General features: G+C 61.6%; 15 protein-coding genes and 1 other RNA gene. 1 reads left to right on the forward strand and 15 read right to left on the reverse strand.

The annotated features are described in order from the left end of the window. Positions 1 to 3: 3 nt before the first annotated feature. From OX462_RS23820 to rnpB, 5 genes are all read right to left on the reverse strand, one after another. The gene (locus OX462_RS23820) at positions 4 to 1,782 is read right to left on the reverse strand and encodes a peptidoglycan D,D-transpeptidase FtsI family protein (protein WP_070222497.1); all 1,779 of its coding nucleotides are present in this window, start codon (positions 1,780 to 1,782) and stop codon (positions 4 to 6) included. Then, the gene (ftsL, locus tag OX462_RS23825) at positions 1,782 to 2,051 is read right to left on the reverse strand and encodes a cell division protein FtsL (RefSeq protein WP_034748894.1); all 270 of its coding nucleotides are present in this window, start codon (positions 2,049 to 2,051) and stop codon (positions 1,782 to 1,784) included. The genes OX462_RS23820 and ftsL overlap by 1 nt, the downstream gene beginning before the upstream one ends. Next, entirely contained in the window at positions 2,048 to 3,019 is a 972-nt protein-coding gene (gene rsmH, locus OX462_RS23830) for a 16S rRNA (cytosine(1402)-N(4))-methyltransferase RsmH (protein WP_070222499.1), read from the reverse strand. The genes ftsL and rsmH overlap by 4 nt, the downstream gene beginning before the upstream one ends. 9 nt (positions 3,020 to 3,028) lie before the next feature. Next, entirely contained in the window at positions 3,029 to 3,457 is a 429-nt protein-coding gene (gene mraZ / locus OX462_RS23835) for a division/cell wall cluster transcriptional repressor MraZ (RefSeq protein WP_034748899.1), read from the reverse strand. A 662-nt stretch (positions 3,458 to 4,119) separates the two neighbouring features. Further along, an RNA gene (rnpB, locus tag OX462_RS23840) (RNase P RNA component class A) lies at positions 4,120 to 4,459 on the reverse strand. A 240-nt stretch (positions 4,460 to 4,699) separates the two neighbouring features. Here rnpB and OX462_RS23845 point away from each other — a divergent pair. Continuing rightward, the gene (locus OX462_RS23845) at positions 4,700 to 6,403 is read left to right on the forward strand and encodes a thiamine pyrophosphate-binding protein (RefSeq protein ID WP_070222836.1); all 1,704 of its coding nucleotides are present in this window, start codon (positions 4,700 to 4,702) and stop codon (positions 6,401 to 6,403) included. Between the two features lie 72 nt (positions 6,404 to 6,475). Here the strand turns inward: OX462_RS23845 and OX462_RS23850 are convergent, their stop codons facing one another. From OX462_RS23850 to OX462_RS23895, 10 genes are all read right to left on the reverse strand, one after another. Beyond that, positions 6,476 to 7,018: a hypothetical protein gene (locus OX462_RS23850; RefSeq protein ID WP_121668500.1), complete on the reverse strand. Its 543-nt coding sequence runs from the start codon at positions 7,016 to 7,018 to the stop codon at positions 6,476 to 6,478. Between the two features lie 152 nt (positions 7,019 to 7,170). Then, positions 7,171 to 8,235: a porin gene (locus OX462_RS23855; RefSeq protein ID WP_070222502.1), complete on the reverse strand. Its 1,065-nt coding sequence runs from the start codon at positions 8,233 to 8,235 to the stop codon at positions 7,171 to 7,173. A 974-nt stretch (positions 8,236 to 9,209) separates the two neighbouring features. Next, positions 9,210 to 9,665: a nuclear transport factor 2 family protein gene (locus OX462_RS23860; protein ID WP_070222503.1), complete on the reverse strand. Its 456-nt coding sequence runs from the start codon at positions 9,663 to 9,665 to the stop codon at positions 9,210 to 9,212. After that, on the reverse strand, positions 9,662 to 10,429 hold the full coding sequence (locus tag OX462_RS23865) for an SDR family NAD(P)-dependent oxidoreductase (protein ID WP_070312916.1): 768 nt from the start codon (positions 10,427 to 10,429) through the stop codon (positions 9,662 to 9,664). The genes OX462_RS23860 and OX462_RS23865 overlap by 4 nt, the downstream gene beginning before the upstream one ends. Continuing rightward, positions 10,426 to 10,986 carry a DUF3833 domain-containing protein gene (locus tag OX462_RS23870; protein ID WP_121668497.1) on the reverse strand — a complete coding sequence of 187 codons (561 nt, stop codon included), beginning with the start codon at positions 10,984 to 10,986 and terminating at the stop codon, positions 10,426 to 10,428. The genes OX462_RS23865 and OX462_RS23870 overlap by 4 nt, the downstream gene beginning before the upstream one ends. Continuing rightward, the gene (locus OX462_RS23875) at positions 10,977 to 12,257 is read right to left on the reverse strand and encodes an MFS transporter (RefSeq protein WP_409027223.1); all 1,281 of its coding nucleotides are present in this window, start codon (positions 12,255 to 12,257) and stop codon (positions 10,977 to 10,979) included. The genes OX462_RS23870 and OX462_RS23875 overlap by 10 nt, the downstream gene beginning before the upstream one ends. Continuing rightward, positions 12,254 to 12,802, reverse strand: a complete 549-nt coding sequence (locus tag OX462_RS23880; protein WP_409027224.1) for a chalcone isomerase family protein — start codon at positions 12,800 to 12,802, stop codon at positions 12,254 to 12,256. The genes OX462_RS23875 and OX462_RS23880 overlap by 4 nt, the downstream gene beginning before the upstream one ends. 2 nt (positions 12,803 to 12,804) lie before the next feature. After that, complete coding sequence (locus tag OX462_RS23885; RefSeq protein WP_409027225.1) at positions 12,805 to 14,052, reverse strand: class I SAM-dependent methyltransferase; 1,248 nt, start codon at positions 14,050 to 14,052, stop codon at positions 12,805 to 12,807. Continuing rightward, positions 14,049 to 14,846: a DUF1365 domain-containing protein gene (locus OX462_RS23890; RefSeq protein WP_409027226.1), complete on the reverse strand. Its 798-nt coding sequence runs from the start codon at positions 14,844 to 14,846 to the stop codon at positions 14,049 to 14,051. The genes OX462_RS23885 and OX462_RS23890 overlap by 4 nt, the downstream gene beginning before the upstream one ends. Then, positions 14,836 to 16,149, reverse strand: coding sequence for an NAD(P)/FAD-dependent oxidoreductase (locus tag OX462_RS23895; protein ID WP_409027227.1), 1,314 nt, complete (start codon positions 16,147 to 16,149; stop codon positions 14,836 to 14,838). The genes OX462_RS23890 and OX462_RS23895 overlap by 11 nt, the downstream gene beginning before the upstream one ends. Positions 16,150 to 16,292 lie beyond the last annotated feature (143 nt).

The raw sequence follows: 16,292 nt of genomic DNA on the forward strand, positions 1-16,292 counted from the left end.
ACTTCACATGGCCTCCGGGCCGGCATTGGCCGGGACCACGATTTCGGTAACGGAGGAATCGGGCGGTACGTTCATCGCGCGCAGCGCGTTGGTCGCAATCGCCGCGAAAGCGGGAGCGGCGACCTGGCCGCCATAGTGGGCGGGGCCGGTCGGTTCATCGATCATCACGGCGATGATGAAGCGCGGCGCCGACATCGGCACCATGCCCACGAAAGAGCCGATGTATTTGCGCGGCATCGCATAGCGGCCGTTTTCCACCTTATAGGCGGTACCCGTCTTGCCGCCCACGCGGTAGCCGGCGACCTGGGCGCGCTTGGCCGAGCCGTGCGCGCCGGAGACCACCAGTTCCAGCATGGCGCGCATGTCGGCGGCCGTCTTCGGCTTGATCACTTGCTGGCCCACGGGCAGTTCATTGACCTTCTGGAACGACAGCGGAATCGTGTCGCCGTCGCGCGCGAACATCATATAAGAGCGCGCCAGCTGGATCAGCGACACGGAAATGCCGTTACCATAGCTCATGGTCGCCTGTTCCACCGGGCGCCACGATTTATACGGACGCACGCGGCCGGCCACGGCGCCGGGGAAGCCCCATTTCGGCTGCTGGCCGAAGCCTACCTTGGTAAACATTTCCCACATTTCCTGCGACGGCATGCCCAGCGCGATCTTCGAGGTGCCGATATTCGACGACATCTCGATGATTTCGGAGACGTTGATCACGCCGTGCGGCTTGGTGTCGGTAATCGTGCGGTCGGCGATCGTGTAGCGGCCCGGGCCCGTGTCGATCAGGGTGGTCGGCTTGACCCGGCCCGTGTCGAGCGCCAGCGACACCGTGATCGGTTTCAGGGTCGAACCGGGCTCAAAAGTATCGGTCATGACGCGGTTGCGCAGCTGCTGGCCCGTGAGCTTGCGGCGGTCGTTCGGGTCGTAGCTCGGGTAATTGGCCAGGGCCAGCACTTCGCCCGTGTGCACGTCGAGCACCACGGCGCCGCCGGCCTTGGCGTTGAATTTCTCCACCGCTTCCTTCAACTGCGTGAAGGCGATGTACTGGATCTTGCTGTCGACGGACAGGGTCAGGTCCTTGCCGTCATGCGGTTCGTGGATGAAGCCGATGTCTTCGACGATGTGGCCCAGACGGTCCTTGATCACGCGGCGGCTGCCGGTGGTGCCGACGAGGGTTTTCTGCTGCGCCAGTTCCATGCTTTCCTGGCCCACGTCTTCCACGTTGGTAAAGCCCACCACGTGCGTCATCACTTCGCCCTGTGGATAGAAGCGCTTGTATTCCTTGCGCTCGTCGATGCCGTCGATGCCGAGCTTGGAAATCTTGTCGGCCACGTCCATTTCGACCTGGCGTTTCAGGTAAACGAAGCTGCGGTCCGAATCGAGCTTCTTGCGCAATTCGTTGACGTTCATTTCCAGCAGGCCGGCCAGCGCATTGATTTTTTCGGGCGACGCCTGCAGCACGTCGTCGGGAATGGCCCAGATGGCTTTCACGGGGACGGACGACGCCAGCACCTGGCCGTTGCGGTCGGTGATCTTGCCGCGCGTGGCCGGCAGTTCCAGCGTGCGCTCATAGCGCGCCTTGCCCTGCTTTTGCAGGAACTGCGTCGACACGCCCTGCAGCCACAGGGCGCGCGCGCCCAGGCCGGCGAAAGCGAAGAACAGCAGGAACAGCACGACGCGCGAACGCCAGACGGGCAGACGCACCGCCAGTACGGGGTTCTTCGAGAATGGCACGCCTTTCGATGCCGCCACCCGGCCGTTGCTATTACCGCCCAACTTCATTATTCGCCCTCCGTCAGGTATTGCGTACGCGCCGCCGTCAGCGGCGTCATGCTCAGGTCGCGCCGTGCGATCGATTCGATGCGTTCATGCTTGCCCAAAGTGGACTGGTCCAGCTGCAGTTGCGCCCAGTCGATGTCGAGCTGGCGCGACAGCGCTTGCGCGCGTTCCAGGTCGATCAGCAGGTGGCGCGACTGGTACTGCGCGTTCACCAGCGACAGGCCGCAGCACACCAGCAGGGCCGACAGCACGACACACAGCTTGCCAGTCATCGGGCGCCGCCACTAACTGGAATGGGCAAACGCTGCGCCACGCGCATCACGGCCGAACGCGAACGGGGATTGCCCTCGATCTCGGCGTCGGACGGCTTCATTTTCGAAATCAGCTTCATTTCCGGCTGCGGCAAGTCGACCGCGCGGATCGGCAGACGGCGGTCAGGCTGCTCCACGTTCGCCTTCGAGGCGAAGAAGCGCTTGACCATGCGGTCTTCGAGCGAATGAAAACTGATCACGGCCATGCGCGCGCCGGGCGCCAGGCAGGCATACGCCTGGTTCAGACCGATCTCGAGATCCTCGAGCTCTTTGTTAATGAAAATGCGGATTGCCTGAAAGGTGCGGGTAGCGGGGTCCTTACCCTTCTCGCGGGTCTTGACGGCGCCTGCCACGATGCCGGCAAGCTGTCGTGTGCTTGAAATTGGCTGGACTGCCCGGCCAGCAACAATCGCCTTTGCAATCTGAAAAGCAAACCGTTCTTCCCCATAATCGCGTATCACTTTCTCTAAATTCTGCTCGGTTTCCACCGCCAGCCACTCGGCTGCGGAGACGCCGCGCGTGGTATCCATGCGCATGTCCAGCGGTCCGTCGTTGCGGAAACTGAAACCGCGCGCCGCGTCGTCGACCTGCGGCGACGAGATGCCCAGGTCGAGCAAAATGCCGTCCACCTGCTGCACGCCGCGTTCGGCCAGGCTGGCCGTCATGGTGGCAAAGCTGTCATGGACGATCTGAAAACGGGGGTCGGCAATCTGTTCGGCCGTGGCGATGGCTTGCAAATCCTTGTCGAAGCCGATCAGGCGCGCGTCATCGGCCAGGCGCGACAGGATCAAGCGGCTATGGCCGCCGCGGCCAAACGTGCCATCGACGTAAATGCCGTGCGCGCGGTCGCCCGACAGGTCGAGCGCATCGACCGCTTCATCGAGCAGCACCGTGCGATGCTGAAATTCCGGCACCGTGAGTTGTGTCATTACGGAGCCTTAGAAAGAAAAATTGGAAAGTACATCGGGGGTGCCGGCATCGATCGCCTGCTGTTCTTTGTCGGCCAATTTGGCGGCATCCCATATTTCAAAGTGACTGCCCATACCGATCATCATCACTTCGCGCGCCAGCCCGACGGCATTGCGCAATTCAGGCGAGATCAGCACGCGGCCCGCCGAGTCCAGCTCGACGTCGACGGCGTTGCCGAGGAAGATGCGCTGCCAGGCGCGCGCCGACATGGGCCAGGCGGCGATTTGCTGGCGGTGGCTTTCCCAAACGGGACGGGGGAAAAACAGCAGGCAGCCATCGGGGTGTTTGGTCAGCGTCAAACGGCCTTCGCATTGAATCGCCAGCGCGTCACGGTGCTTGGCAGGGATAGACATCCTGCCTTTGGCATCGAGATTGATTGCGGACGCGCCTTGAAACACGGAAGACCTTTTTTTGAGCTTGGCTTGCAACGCTTGCGCATCGCGATGGAAAGGGAAAATTTCCCACAAAAACACACTTTTTCACACAGTTGCCCACTTTAGAGGAAGCAAAGATAGTGGTCAAGCGGTTTCCGATTGGCAAAACAGGAATTTTATTAATGAAATTAAGGACTTAGCGCAGATCGTTGAAGGAGTCTCAAATAAAAATATATCGATAAATTAGATACTTATGAAAGATAGTGAATGTGCTACCTCATCTGCACACATGTGTTTTCCTACCGTAAACATCGAAAAAAACGAAATCAAAAAATTGAATTTTTTACAGTTAGTTGACACATGACAATACTTTCGTCATGCAGGCACAACGGCCAGCAGCGGCAGAGAAAGACTTGGTTTAAAGCAAAAAACACTTGCCCATGGCGCATACCTGCCCTGTTTTCCGGGCCTGGCCTGACGCAGGAAAAATATTTTTGCACTGCAGCAATTAATTAGAACTAAGAAACTTTAACCAATTGTCCATCTTTAGTTGTCTATACAACTTTATCTTCGCTGCACTATTTTTAGAAACAAAAAAAGCCCCGTTGCGGGGGCTTTTGCTTGATGCGCAGCATGCAAACTGCGGTGACCAAGATACTCCCCGGCAAGCCAGGGAGCAGGAATTCAAGTGAAGCAGGCCGATAGGCCGGATTTTGTTACGGCGCCTTCCCTTGCAGGTCGGCGCTATGACAGTCATTCCTCTAGGCGCCAGATTACTCGGGCGCTCAAGCTTTCTACCCGCACGCTCCGCGAGCAGCATCATCGCGTGCCTATTTGAAATTGCACCAGGTGGAGGTTACCGCGTTTCACCGTAACTTAATACGCTCGTCTCTGTGGCCCTATTCCTCGCCTTATACCTTGCGGCTTTCGACGGACGGCCGTTAACCGTCACCCCGCTCTATGGAGTCCGGACCTTCCTCCCGCCAGCGCATTGCTGCGCCGGCCAGCGACTGTCTGGCCTGCTTCACCCGCCATTGTACCGCGCCGCAGCATGTTTCTGCAAAAAGGCCTGTGCGGGAACAATACCGCTCGCCGGGCCCCGCGTCGGGCTCCGGCCCGGGGGATTGTGTAATTCGGTGTCGCCATTTCAAAAGCCGGGCCAAATCGGCTCACATAGAATGAATGGGGCAAGCCGCCTGCATGCAGGTGCATGCACACCGCTTGCCCCATTTCTTTGCCACCCAACTAGAATATAAAGAGCCGAACATGACGCAACAACCCCGTACCGGCGGCCAGATCCTGGTCGATGCCCTGCAGATCCACGGTGTCGACACCGCTTTTGGCGTGCCTGGCGAAAGCTACCTCGACGTGCTCGACGCCCTGCACGACTCGGGCATCCGCTTCATCATCAACCGCCAGGAAGGCGGCGCCGCCTTCATGGCCGAAGCCTACGGCAAGCTGACGGGCAAGCCGGGCATCTGTTTCGTCACGCGCGGTCCGGGCGCCACCAACGCCTCGATCGGCGTGCACACGGCTTACCAGGACTCTACCCCGATGATCCTGTTCATCGGCCAGGTGGGCAACGATTTCGTCGACCGCGAAGCGTTCCAGGAAATCGACTACCGCCGCATGTACGGCCAGATGGCCAAGTGGGTGGCGCAGATCGACCGCGCCGAGCGCATCCCCGAATACCTGGCGCGCGCCTTCCAGGTCGCCACCAGCGGGCGTCCCGGCCCCGTCGTGCTGGCCCTGCCGGAAGACATGCTCATTTCCATGGCGACTGTCGCCGACACGCGCGCCTACCGGAGCGTGCAGGCGGCGCCGTCCGACGCCCAGCTGCAGCAGCTGCGCGCCATGCTGGCGACGGCGAAGCAGCCGCTGGTCTTGCTCGGCGGCACCACCTGGACGCCGCAAGCGTGCGCCGACCTGCAGCAGTTCGCGGAAAGCAACCACCTGCCCGTCGCCTGCGCCTTCCGCTTCCAGGACTTGCTCGACAATGCACACCCGAACTACATCGGCGACGTCGGCATCGGCATCAACCCGAAACTGGCCGCGCGCGTAAAAAATGCCGACCTGGTCATCGCCATCGGCCCGCGCCTGGGAGAAATGACGACGGGCGGCTACACCCTGTTCGACTCGCCCGTGCCGCGCCAGCACCTGGTGCACATCCATACGGACGCCGAGGAGCTGGGCAGCGTCTACCAGGCCGAGCTGATGATCAACAGCGGCATGCCGCAAGTGTGCGCCATGCTGGCCACCATGGCCCCCGTCGATGCTTCCGCCTGGAAACATACGCCCGCGGAAGCGAAGGCCGAGCTGGCCGCCTACCAGGAGCAGCCGCCCATCTTCCGCGATGGCCAGGCGCCGCTGGACCTGTGGCAGGTGACGCAGGAAATCATGGCGCAGGTGCCGGCCGACACCATCGTGACGAACGGCGCCGGCAATTACGCCTCGTGGGCGCACCGTTTTTATCGCTACGGCGGCATGCGCACGCAGCTGGCGCCGACGAACGGCGCCATGGGCTACGGCGTGCCGTCGGGCGTGGCGGCGAAGATCGTGCACCCGGAGCGCACCGTCATCACCTTCGCCGGCGATGGCGAATACATGATGAATGGCCAGGAACTGGCCACGGCCGTCCAATACCAGGCGGGCGTCGTCATCATCGTCTTCAATAACCAGATGTTCGGCACCATCCGCATGCACCAGGAACGCGATTACCCGGGCCGCGTGTCGGGCACGACCCTGCACAACCCCGATTTTGCGGCGCTGGCGCAGGCGTATGGCGCGCATGGCGAAGTGGTGAATACGACGGAAGAGTTCGCCCCTGCCCTGCAGCGGGCGCTGGCACACGCCAGGGCGCACAACTTGCCGGCCCTGATCGAACTGCGCTACGACGGCAACCTGATCACGCCGAACGCGACACTGGCGACGATCCGCGCGAATGCGGAAAAGGCGCAGGCGGCCAAATAAGCCCCTTGCAAGGCGAGAAATAACAAAGGCCCGGTCGATACCGGGCCTTTTTCATGCGCAAGTCACAATAACTCAGGCGGCAGGCGCTGGCGCGCTTTCCTGGGCCGGCGCCGCCTCGGCCGGCGCTTCCGGTACCGACGGGCATGGCGTGCAGTTTTTCAGGGGACGGCCGAAATCGCGCACGCGGCTCAGTTTCATCGGCATGCGCACGTTGCCGCCGCAATAATCACCTTCCAGGGTCAGGGTCTGCCCGTCTTTGGAAAACTTGCCGACGATGGTGCGCTCTTCGCTGTCGGCGCCGGCGATGGTGAAGTCGAAGGCGCCCGTGGCGGCGTCCAGGTTGACGTCGTTGGCCACGATAGGCCAGCTCAGGGCGCCTGCCGTGAATTCATAGATGACGGAATCGGCCTCGGCAAAGCGGTGCAGGGTGACGCGCTGGCCGCCGATTTCGCCGCTATCCTTTTGCAGGCACAGGTCCGAATAGACGGCCACGCCATAGCGCTCCAGTCCGGCCGGCTTCTTGCCCTTGACGGCGGCAACAGCGGCGCCCGTGGCGCCAGCGAGCAGCAGCGCGGCCAGCATGGCGGCCAGGCGCGGCGAGGTGAATGAATACATGGCATTCCTTTACTTGGGTAACGGCGCCATTATAACTGGCGCCGCCAATGCAAAAACGCGCCGCCAGGCCGAAGCCAGACAGCGCGTTTCCTTGCTTATCAGCATCCCCGAAGGGATGCTGGCAGCGGTACTAAGCTTCGCTTGCGCGAATATTAGAACGAGTGACGAACGCCAACGTTGAAGGCTTTGTCGCCCGTACCAACATTGCTGTTGTTACCAACGGTGTAGCCAGCGTTGTTTTTGTTCTTGATTTTAGCGTACGAAGCGTAGGTGCTGGTGCGCTTCGACAGAGCGTACGAGTAGCCCAGTGCCCATTGATCAGCATCAGCGTTAGCAGCGGTTTTGTCGTTCGTGCGGATGAACGAAGCCATTACGGTGCCAGCTGGGCCAACAGGTACGGTTGCGCCGACCAGGATGTTGTTGCTGTCGGTGCTGTAGCCAGCCGAAGTGTAGTTAAACGCGTTAACATTGCCGTTGTTGCGGATGGCGCTGTTTTGGCCTTTGTTTGCGCCGTATGCGATGTAAGCTTTAGCAACTGCGAAGTCGTAGTTAGCTGCAGCCAACCAGTTACGGCCGCTACCGGTTTCGGTCGTTGCGGTGTCGTTGCTGGTGTTGTTGTAAGCGATACGAGCGTTCAAAGGACCGTTCGAGTAGCCAGCCGACGCGCCGATTTTGCGGCCGATTTTGTTCGACTCAGCTTGCTCGCCGAAGGTGTAAGCCACGTCAGCGTCAAAGCCGTTGAAGTTTGGCGAGGTGTACAGCACGGTGTTGCTGGTGCGGGTGTTCGATGGGAACAGGTTCTTAGCGGAACCAGCGTAGCCAGCTGCGAATGGATCAGCAACTTTCGACAGGGTGTTGTACCAAGGGGTGTATTGACGACCCAGGGTCAGGGTACCGGTCGTTTTGCTGCTCAGACCAACGTAAGCTTGACGGTTGAACAAGCTGCCTGCAACGTCTTGTTGACCGTTGTCAACGCCGAAGCCCGATTCCAGAACGAACAGTGCCGACAGGCCGCTGCCCAGATCTTCGGTGCCTTTGAAGCCGATACGGGAAGCCGAAGCAATGCCGCTGTCCAGTTTGTTAACGTTGCCGTTAACACCGCCGCGCTCGCTGACGAAACCAGCGTCAACGGTACCGTAGATAACAACGCTCGATTGAGCTTGGGCTACGCCAGTGGCTGCTGCCAGAACTGCCAGGGTGATCAGAGTTTTTTTCATTGCGATTTCCTTTAATTTTTGAAGCAAAAAGTAATACAGCCTATGCATCTCGAGCTGCGCTCTAGCAGAGCGCTTTTTATGAGTGAGGGCAAGGTCTCCACCTGCCACATTGCTGTTCCGGTCAGAGGAACATTCATATCGGTATCGGCACGCTATTGCACCGATAAGCTTGAAGGCTGCATAACGACCGTTATTCGTGCGCCGGTTCGGTGCTCAAACGGCACCGGAAGCGGCACTATAACGACCGTTTCACATTCCATCAAGTTCCAACATGTTACTTCCGGTACCAGGCCGGGGGCTTTTTCAGGCATCCCGACCATCGCCAACCGTACTACGCGACAGAGCCAGTGCCCCTTGCCAACCAATGCATTGGCCTGATTGACCATTCCATCATAGCGCATGCCTAGTCGACACCCGTTGTATTAGTGCAACAGTATCAGGCGAGTGATTAAAACGTCAACATGCTTTACCCCTCATTTCCCCTCCAAGATTTACGCGACAAAGCGCACAATTTGTCAGGCGATAATGGATAAACGGGACGAAGCATACACGGCATCGGCAATGTTTGCTGCCGAATGCCCAAAAACGGGAATGCATGCGCCCATTTTTGGTGCGTTGCCGCATTATTCAGGGGCGTAGGCGCTATTTTCGACGTCGGCGCACGCGTCAAAAAAATAGGCAGAGTATCAACACAATTACTGACTTTCCGGTAATTTAAATTGCTCACATAGAAATGTTTTCCATGTTTTTCAGACTACGCTTCCACCATCCGATTGGAACGGATGAGTACGACTCTTGCTTGCAAATTGCGCATCACTTGAAACAATTTCTTACAATGTTGCCTTCTCAATATTTTGATATTTTTGTGTCTAAAAAACGACACTTTGACCGAAATCAAGTTTTCAGCGGCCCCATTTCACATCTTTACTTTCTCTTTTTTGCATTTTTTTCTTAAAAGCATAGAGAAACAAGCTTTAACGCTGGCTTGCGCGCCGGAGCAGGCGCATGAAAGAGCCCAGCAACGGCAGTTTTTCATACAACTCTTCCGCCGCATCCCAATAATCGCGGTGCACGAGCACCCGCCCCTGCGCATCGAAGCGCACATGTGTGGCGCCGCGTATGCATTGTTCGCCAGATACCAGTCGTTTCATGCGGAAGCGAAACTCCCAGGTCAGAAAGGCTTGTTGCCCCTGCCCCAGGCTTTCCAGCACGACAAACCGGGGCGCATCAACCTGCACGAACATGTGCTCGAAGATGGCCAGAATGGCGGCATGCCCCTTCACCTCGTTGAACGGGTCCTTGAAATGGGCGTCCGGCGCGTACACGGCCCCCAGCTGGGCCAGGCTTTCCAGGCTCAGGTGCTCGTAAAATGCCACCAGACGCGCCAGCGCCTGTTCCACGCCTTCCGTGTCCAGCATGCTTGTGCTCATACGCCCGTCACCTTGCGGATCAGCCAGAAATAGGCGCGGTACGGCAACAGCCGCGCCAGGCGCAGGGTATTGGTAAAGCGTTTGGGAAAGTGGATGTGAAACTGCCCCCGCTCGATGCCGTCGAGCATGGCGGCGGCCGCGTCCTGCGCCGTCATCAGGGCCGGCATGGTGAAATCGTTGTCCGCCGTCAAAGGCGTGGCGACAAAACCGGGGTTGATTTGATATACATCAATCCCGCGTGGATGCAGGTCCAGATACAGCGACTCCGTCAGATTGATCAGCGCAGCCTTGCTGGCGCCATATGCGAGCGCCTTGGGCAAGCCGCCATAGCCGGCCACCGAGGCGACGATGCCGATGCCGCCGCTGCCCTGGCGCAACAGCCACGGCAAGGCCTGCTCCAGGCAATTGAAGATGCCGCCCACATTCAGGGCCAGCAAGCCCTGCGCCGCCTCAAGGTCGAAGCTATCGGCGCGCATGGCCTGATAACCGCCAGCGACCACCAGTATCAGGTCGATATGCGTCCACTGCCGCTGCAACTCTACGCAGACAGCCCGCAACTGCGCGTGCTGGGTGACATCGAGCGGCAATGCCTGCGCCAGCGGCTGCCCCTCGCACAACTGCTCGAGGCTGGCGCGGTGACGCGCCGACAAGGCCACGCTGGCGCCCTGCTCCAGCAGCAGGGTGGCGCAGGCGGCGCCGATGCCGCTGGAAGCGCCGATGATCCACACATGCTTGCCGGCCCAGCTGGTGATCTTGCGATTCATGGGGCCGCCTGCGGACGTTTGCTGAACGATAAAGTGACGGCGCCCAGGCTGAAGCCGAACTTGCTCATGGCGGCGCGGTTCAGCATGACCTTGTCATCCATCAGGAACATCCAGTCCTCGAAGTCGACGTGGTAGACCGTGCCATCGACGGGCAGCGCCAGCACGTATTGCCAGCGCAAGGCATTGCCGGCCACTTCGCCGACGGCCTCGCCGATCACGTCGGGCGCCGTGCCGATGAAGCGCCCGGGCGCCGTCTTGCGCAAGGTCCATATGCGCCGTTGGCGGCTGCCGTCCGAATACGTGAAATCCTCGTCCAGGGTACCCGTCTCGCCCGCCCAGCTGGCCCGCATCACGACGGTGAAGCGTTTCACGACCTTGCCGGAGCGGTCCTGGAAGATGCCGTGGGCGTCGAGCGTGCCGTTGAAGTACTGTTGCAGGTCCAGCTTGGGTGTTTCATGCGCGTAAGTGGCGGGCGTGGGCGGCGTGGAACAGGCGGCCAGCGCCAGCAGCAAGGCGGCGGCCGTCATGCCGCGCCGGCAGCATTTCATCAGGTACATGGTCGATACTCCCCGGGTTCACTATATATATGTTGTAGCGGCGCGCGCCACAGCAGCAGCGCCGCCAGCAGTTTCAAGGCGCAGGGCAGCAAGGCGTAGGCGGCAGCCAGGGCCGGCAAACCGCCGCTGCTGTTGCCAGGCACATAGCCGAGCCAGGCCAGCAGGGGCAAGGCGATGCCGGCCGCCAGCGCCAGGCTCATTTGCACGCCCCAGTTCCACCAGCCGAAATATGCCGCTTCGTGCCGCCCGGCATGGCCGGCCGCGCCGATCAGCCCTGCCAGCAGGGCCGGCGGCAAGGCCAGGTCGGCACCCAGCGCCAGGCCCGACAGCAGGCAGATGGCGGCAAAGCCCCAGGCGGCGCCCGCGCCCAGGCCATACGCCCAGACAAACACGGTCGCGGCCAGCAGCATGGCGCCGCCCCAGGCGCGCGCTTCGCCAAACCGGCGCGCCAGGGCCACCCACACGGGCATCGAGGCGGCCGCCGCGCAAAAGTAGACGATCAGGAACGGTCCCGCGTAATGCCCCAGGCGCAAATAGTCGCCGGCAAAGAACAGGAACAGGGTGGCGGGGATGGCGGCCGCCACGCCATTGACGAGCAGGACGGCAAACAGCCAGCGGAACGCGCGCTGGCGAAACGGCAGCTTCCAGCCATTGCCGGAAACCGCTTCCCCGGCACTGCGCACAACGGGACGCGGCGCGCGCGCCAGCAGCAGCGCCCCCGCCGCCAGCAGGCAGAAGGCAAAGGCCAGCGACAAGCCGTCATAACCGAGCACGGAAGTCAGCCCGGCCGCCAGGATCACGCCCAGCAAGCCGCAGCCTTCGCGCACGGCCGCCACCCGCGCCCGCTGCGTGGACGCCTGGGTGAGCGCCGCGCCCCAGCTCTGGTGCGCGATGCCGGCCAGGCCATAGGCCGTGTAGACGAGCAGCAAGGCGGCCAGGAACCAGGCCAGCGTCGCCGCTTGCGGCATCGAGGGCGGATGGAACAGCGCGCCAAAGCCCAGCAGCAGCAAGGGCAACGCGGCGCCGACAAGCATGGCATAACTGCGCCCGCCACGCGCCATCCAGGCGCCCAGGGCCGGATCGATGAAGGCGGCGGCGATGCGCGCCGCCAGCAGCACGGCACCGATCTGCGCCAGGTCAAGGTTGCTGCGCTGCGCATAAAACGGTGCCACATAGATATAGATGGGCAGCGCCAGCATGGCCAGCGGCAAGCCGAACAGGCCGTAGCTGAACAGGGCCGGCAAGCTCAACGCGCTGGCCCCGGCGTTCATGGCAGCGGCGCCGCACTCTGCAGCAAGGCCGCGCGCAGCTTGGGCGCCGTGGTCGACGGCGAGAGCCAGATGGCAAAAAACGCGCGCGCGAAATCGCCATCGCTCACGTCGGCCAGCACCTTGCCATCGAGATAAAAGCGCACGCCGGGCGCGATGCCGGCCCGGTAGACGCCCGCGATACGCTGCTCCTCTTTGACGTCAGGAAAGATGCGCTGCATGGTGGACAGCCAGGCCAGGCGCTGCTCCGGCGTGCCGGCGCCGATTTTCTGCATCTGTTCATAACTGGCTTCGGCGATCTTCTTGCCGTCGAGCGAGCGCGCATAGCGCAATTCCAGCACAAACGGCGCCGTTGCCGACGCCGCGCCCTGGTAGCCCTGCGGTCCCACCCACAGTTGTGCCCGATAAATACGCATGCCGAACCACGTGTATTCGCCCTCGCCCGCCAGCCGGGCTTCGGGCACGTCGGCGGCGACAAAGGCAGGCGGCGCGGCCGCGGCACCCAACATGGTCAATGACAGCACAACAGTGGCAAGCAAGCGGCGCATGGTCAGTCCTTCACCAGAGTAAATTGCATCACATCCGTGTTGTGCGCCTGGAAGGCGGCCTCGCAATACGCGAGGTAAAACTCCCAGGTCAGCAGGAAACGGCCATCGAAATCCTGCTTTTCCAGCGCCGTGCGCTGGGCCAGGAAGCTGGCGCGCCACTGGCGCAGGGTTTCCGCATAATCGAGGCCAAAGCGGAAGGCGTCTTCCACGCGCAAGCCCTGCGCCTCGGCGGCGCGGCGGAACTCGGCCGGCGACGGCAGCATGCCGCCCGGAAAAATATACTGTTGAATGAAATCCGTGCTCTTGCTGTAGCGCTCGAACAAGTCGTCGGCGATGACGATGGTCTGGATGCAGGCGCGGCCGCCCGGCTTCAGGTTGCGCGCCACACAGGCGAAATAGCCGGGCCAGTAGCTTTGCCCTACGGCTTCGAACATCTCGATCGAGGCGATGGCGTCGTACTGGCCGGCGCTGTCGCGGTAATCGCACAGCTGCAGGTCGGCCTGCGCCGCCAGCCCCGCGTCCTGCAGGCGCTGGCGCGCATACGCCAGCTGTTCGGTCGACAAGGTCAGGCCCGTCACGTGGGCGCCGTAGCTGCGCGCCGCCGTTTCCGCAAAACCGCCCCAGCCGCAGCCGATTTCCAGCACCTTGGCGCCTGGCCGCAGTTGAAGCTGATCGGCAATGCGCCGGTATTTCGCCCATTGCGCCTGCTCCAGGCTGGCGCCTTCGGCAAACAGAGCACTCGAATACGTCATCGACGGATCCAGCCACAACTGATAAAAGGCGTTGCCGATGTCGTAATGGGCGTGGATATTCTTCTTGCTGCCGGCGCGCGAATTGCGGTTGAGCAAATGCCGCAGCTTGTAGACCAGGTTGCCCCACCAGTTGCCGTAGATCAGCGATTCAATCTGCGCGCGGTTGCGTATCATCAGCTCGATCAAACCCGGCAAATTGTCCGTGCGCCAGTCGCCGGCGATAAACGTTTCCGCAAAGCCGATATCGCCCGAGCGCAACACGGCGGAACACAGGCGCCAGTTGTGCAAGTCCAGGGTAACGGGCTGGCTGCCATCGCCGTACAGCAAGATACTGCCATCCGGCGTGCGCAGTCGCAGGGCGCCATATTGCAGCTTTTGCAGCAGGCGCACGATCATGCGCCCGGAAGCGGGCATATCCAGGTGCGTGTGGTCGGGCAAGTGCGCGGGACACGCGCTGCTGCGCGCATGCAGGCCGGTCGGCAGGGAGTCGGAGCTCATCGGGACACCTTTTCTTGTGGAGGGTGGGGTTTGCTGAAAAACGGCACGCGGCGCAGCCACAGGCGCAAGGCTTGCCAATGGATGCGCGCCATCACGCCAAACGTCATCAACGGGTAGCGCAGCAGAGCCCAGGCGATGGCGCCATCGCGCAGCGGCCGCGCCGTACCGGACAAGCTCGTCTGCAAAACAGGACCGTTAATGTCGTCGTAATCGACCCGGGCCAGGTGGCGCTCGCCATCCTTTTCAGTGTTGCGCAGGAAACGGAAGCGGTAATGCCCTTCCACCTTGCAAAATGGCGACACGTGGAAAATTTTTCTGGCCTGCAATTCGCTGCCATACGCGATGGGCCCGCCCTGCTCGAGCAGGTACAGGTGGCGCTCGCCGAAGGTATTGCGCACGTCGCAGACCACGGCGCGCAAGGCGCCATCCGTACGGTGGCAAAACCAGAAGCTGACGGGATTGAACACATAGCCGAACATGCGCGGCATGGTTTGCAGCCAGATTTCGCCGCCCGCGTCGAGCACGCCTTGCTGGCGCAGCAAGCCATCGATCCACTCCAGCAGCGGCGTCGTGCCATCGCCATGGTCGCTGTCGCGGAAGGACAGCACATTGGCGCCGTTGCGCGAGATCAAGCGGGCAGGAAAATCGTGCGCGCCCAGGCTGCGCAAGGGCAGGCGCAGATAAAACATGCCGTAACTGAAAGCATGCGCGCGCGGACGCAGCCGCGCATGCCGCACCCGCCCCAGACACAGCTGGGGCTGCGGCGGCACGGACGGCGATGAATTACGCGGCATGGCCGAGCTCCGCCGCCGCCATGCCATTGAGTATTTGCGCCACGGCCAGGCCCGACTTCAAACCGTCTTCATGGAAACCATAGCCCGTCCAGGCGCCCGCAAACCACGTGTGCTGCGCGCCCTGGAAACCGGCCAGGCGCGCCTGGGCCGCAATGGCCGCGCCATCGAACACGGGGTGGGCATACGAAAACGCGTCGATGACCTTGGCCGGGTCCGGCTCGTCGAGCGGATTGAGCGAGACGATGACGGGCGTCGTAAACGGCAGCGGCTGCAGCTGGTTCAGCAAATAGTGGACGCATACCTGCGGCGATTCGCCCTCCTGCGCGGCCGGCCGGCCCTGGTAATTCCAGGCCGACCAGGCGCGGCGGCGCTGCGGCAGGCAAGACGCATCCGTATGCAGCACGGCCCGGTTTGGCTGGTAGCGCACGGCTTCAAGCACGGAGCGCTCGTCGTCGCGGATGTCCGCCAGCAGGGCTAGCGACTGGTCGCTGTGGCAAGCGAGCACCACATGATCGGCATGCTCGACGCCGGCCGCCGTATGCAGCTCGACCATGCGCGCGCCATCGTGCGGCTGGCGGCGCACGGCCAGCACGGGACACGCCAGGCGCTGCTGCGCAATGCCTGCCAGCAGTTTTTCCACGTACACGCGCGCACCGCCGCGCACCGTACGCCATTGCGGCCGGTTGCTCACTTGCAGCAAGCCGTGGTTGTGGCAGAAACGGATGAAGGTGGCCAAGGGAAAGGCCAGCATCTGGCGCGCCGGGCACGACCAGATGCAGGCGGCCATGGGCAACAGATACCAGTGACGGAACTCGTCGCCATAATTGTGCAGATCAAGGAACTCGCCGAGCGACATGGCCGGCGCCGGCACGCTGGCCATGGCCAGGGCGCTGGCCTGGCGGTTGAAGCGCACGATATCGCGCAGCATGCGCAGGAAGGCGGGGCGCAACAGATTGCTGCGCTGCGTGAACACGGTATCGAAATTGGCGCCCGCCCATTCCAGCACGCGGGCATCGGACGAGGTGCCCAGCGGCATCTTCACGGAAAACGACATGTCGCTGTCGGCCGCCTCGACACCGAGTTCGTCAAACAGTTGCACCAGGTTCGGATAGGTGGCGTGGTTAAACACGAGGAAACCCGTGTCGACGCCATGCGTGACGCCATCGAGCGTGACATCGACCGTATGGCTGTGGCCGCCAAAATAGTCGCCCGCCTCGTACAAGGTCACGTCCTGGCCCGCCTGCGCCAGGCGATAGGCACACGACAAACCTGCAATTCCTGCTCCGACGACGGCAATTTTCATGAGTACACCTGTATTAAGTTTGTCCTGGACAAAACGAGCCTCATGGATAATCGATGAAATATTGATTTATGTCAATGAGCGCCCTCGGCCGTTCCACAACTTATACGTCGGCAATTTCCAATCGGATTCAGCTATTTGGTCCG

The sequence above is a fragment of the Janthinobacterium aestuarii genome, assembly GCF_046113285.1.
GTDB lineage: Bacteria > Pseudomonadota > Gammaproteobacteria > Burkholderiales > Burkholderiaceae_D > Janthinobacterium.

Bases quoted from the DNA above. Each gene is read 5' to 3' on its own strand.
- rsmH (WP_070222499.1), bottom strand. From the start codon at position 3,019: ATGACACAACTCACGGTGCCGGAATTTCAGCATCGCACGGTGCTGCTC.
- OX462_RS23890 (WP_409027226.1), bottom strand. From the start codon at position 14,846: ATGCCGCGTAATTCATCGCCGTCCGTGCCGCCGCAGCCCCAGCTGTGT.
- OX462_RS23870 (WP_121668497.1), bottom strand. From the start codon at position 10,986: ATGTACCTGATGAAATGCTGCCGGCGCGGCATGACGGCCGCCGCCTTG.
- OX462_RS23845 (WP_070222836.1), top strand. From the start codon at position 4,700: ATGACGCAACAACCCCGTACCGGCGGCCAGATCCTGGTCGATGCCCTG.
- OX462_RS23875 (WP_409027223.1), bottom strand. From the start codon at position 12,257: ATGAACGCCGGGGCCAGCGCGTTGAGCTTGCCGGCCCTGTTCAGCTAC.
- OX462_RS23880 (WP_409027224.1), bottom strand. From the start codon at position 12,802: ATGCGCCGCTTGCTTGCCACTGTTGTGCTGTCATTGACCATGTTGGGT.
- OX462_RS23865 (WP_070312916.1), bottom strand. From the start codon at position 10,429: ATGAATCGCAAGATCACCAGCTGGGCCGGCAAGCATGTGTGGATCATC.
- ftsL (WP_034748894.1), bottom strand. From the start codon at position 2,051: ATGACTGGCAAGCTGTGTGTCGTGCTGTCGGCCCTGCTGGTGTGCTGC.
- OX462_RS23855 (WP_070222502.1), bottom strand. From the start codon at position 8,235: ATGAAAAAAACTCTGATCACCCTGGCAGTTCTGGCAGCAGCCACTGGC.
- OX462_RS23895 (WP_409027227.1), bottom strand. From the start codon at position 16,149: ATGAAAATTGCCGTCGTCGGAGCAGGAATTGCAGGTTTGTCGTGTGCC.
- OX462_RS23885 (WP_409027225.1), bottom strand. From the start codon at position 14,052: ATGAGCTCCGACTCCCTGCCGACCGGCCTGCATGCGCGCAGCAGCGCG.
- OX462_RS23820 (WP_070222497.1), bottom strand. From the start codon at position 1,782: ATGAAGTTGGGCGGTAATAGCAACGGCCGGGTGGCGGCATCGAAAGGC.
- OX462_RS23850 (WP_121668500.1), bottom strand. From the start codon at position 7,018: ATGTATTCATTCACCTCGCCGCGCCTGGCCGCCATGCTGGCCGCGCTG.
- OX462_RS23860 (WP_070222503.1), bottom strand. From the start codon at position 9,665: ATGAGCACAAGCATGCTGGACACGGAAGGCGTGGAACAGGCGCTGGCG.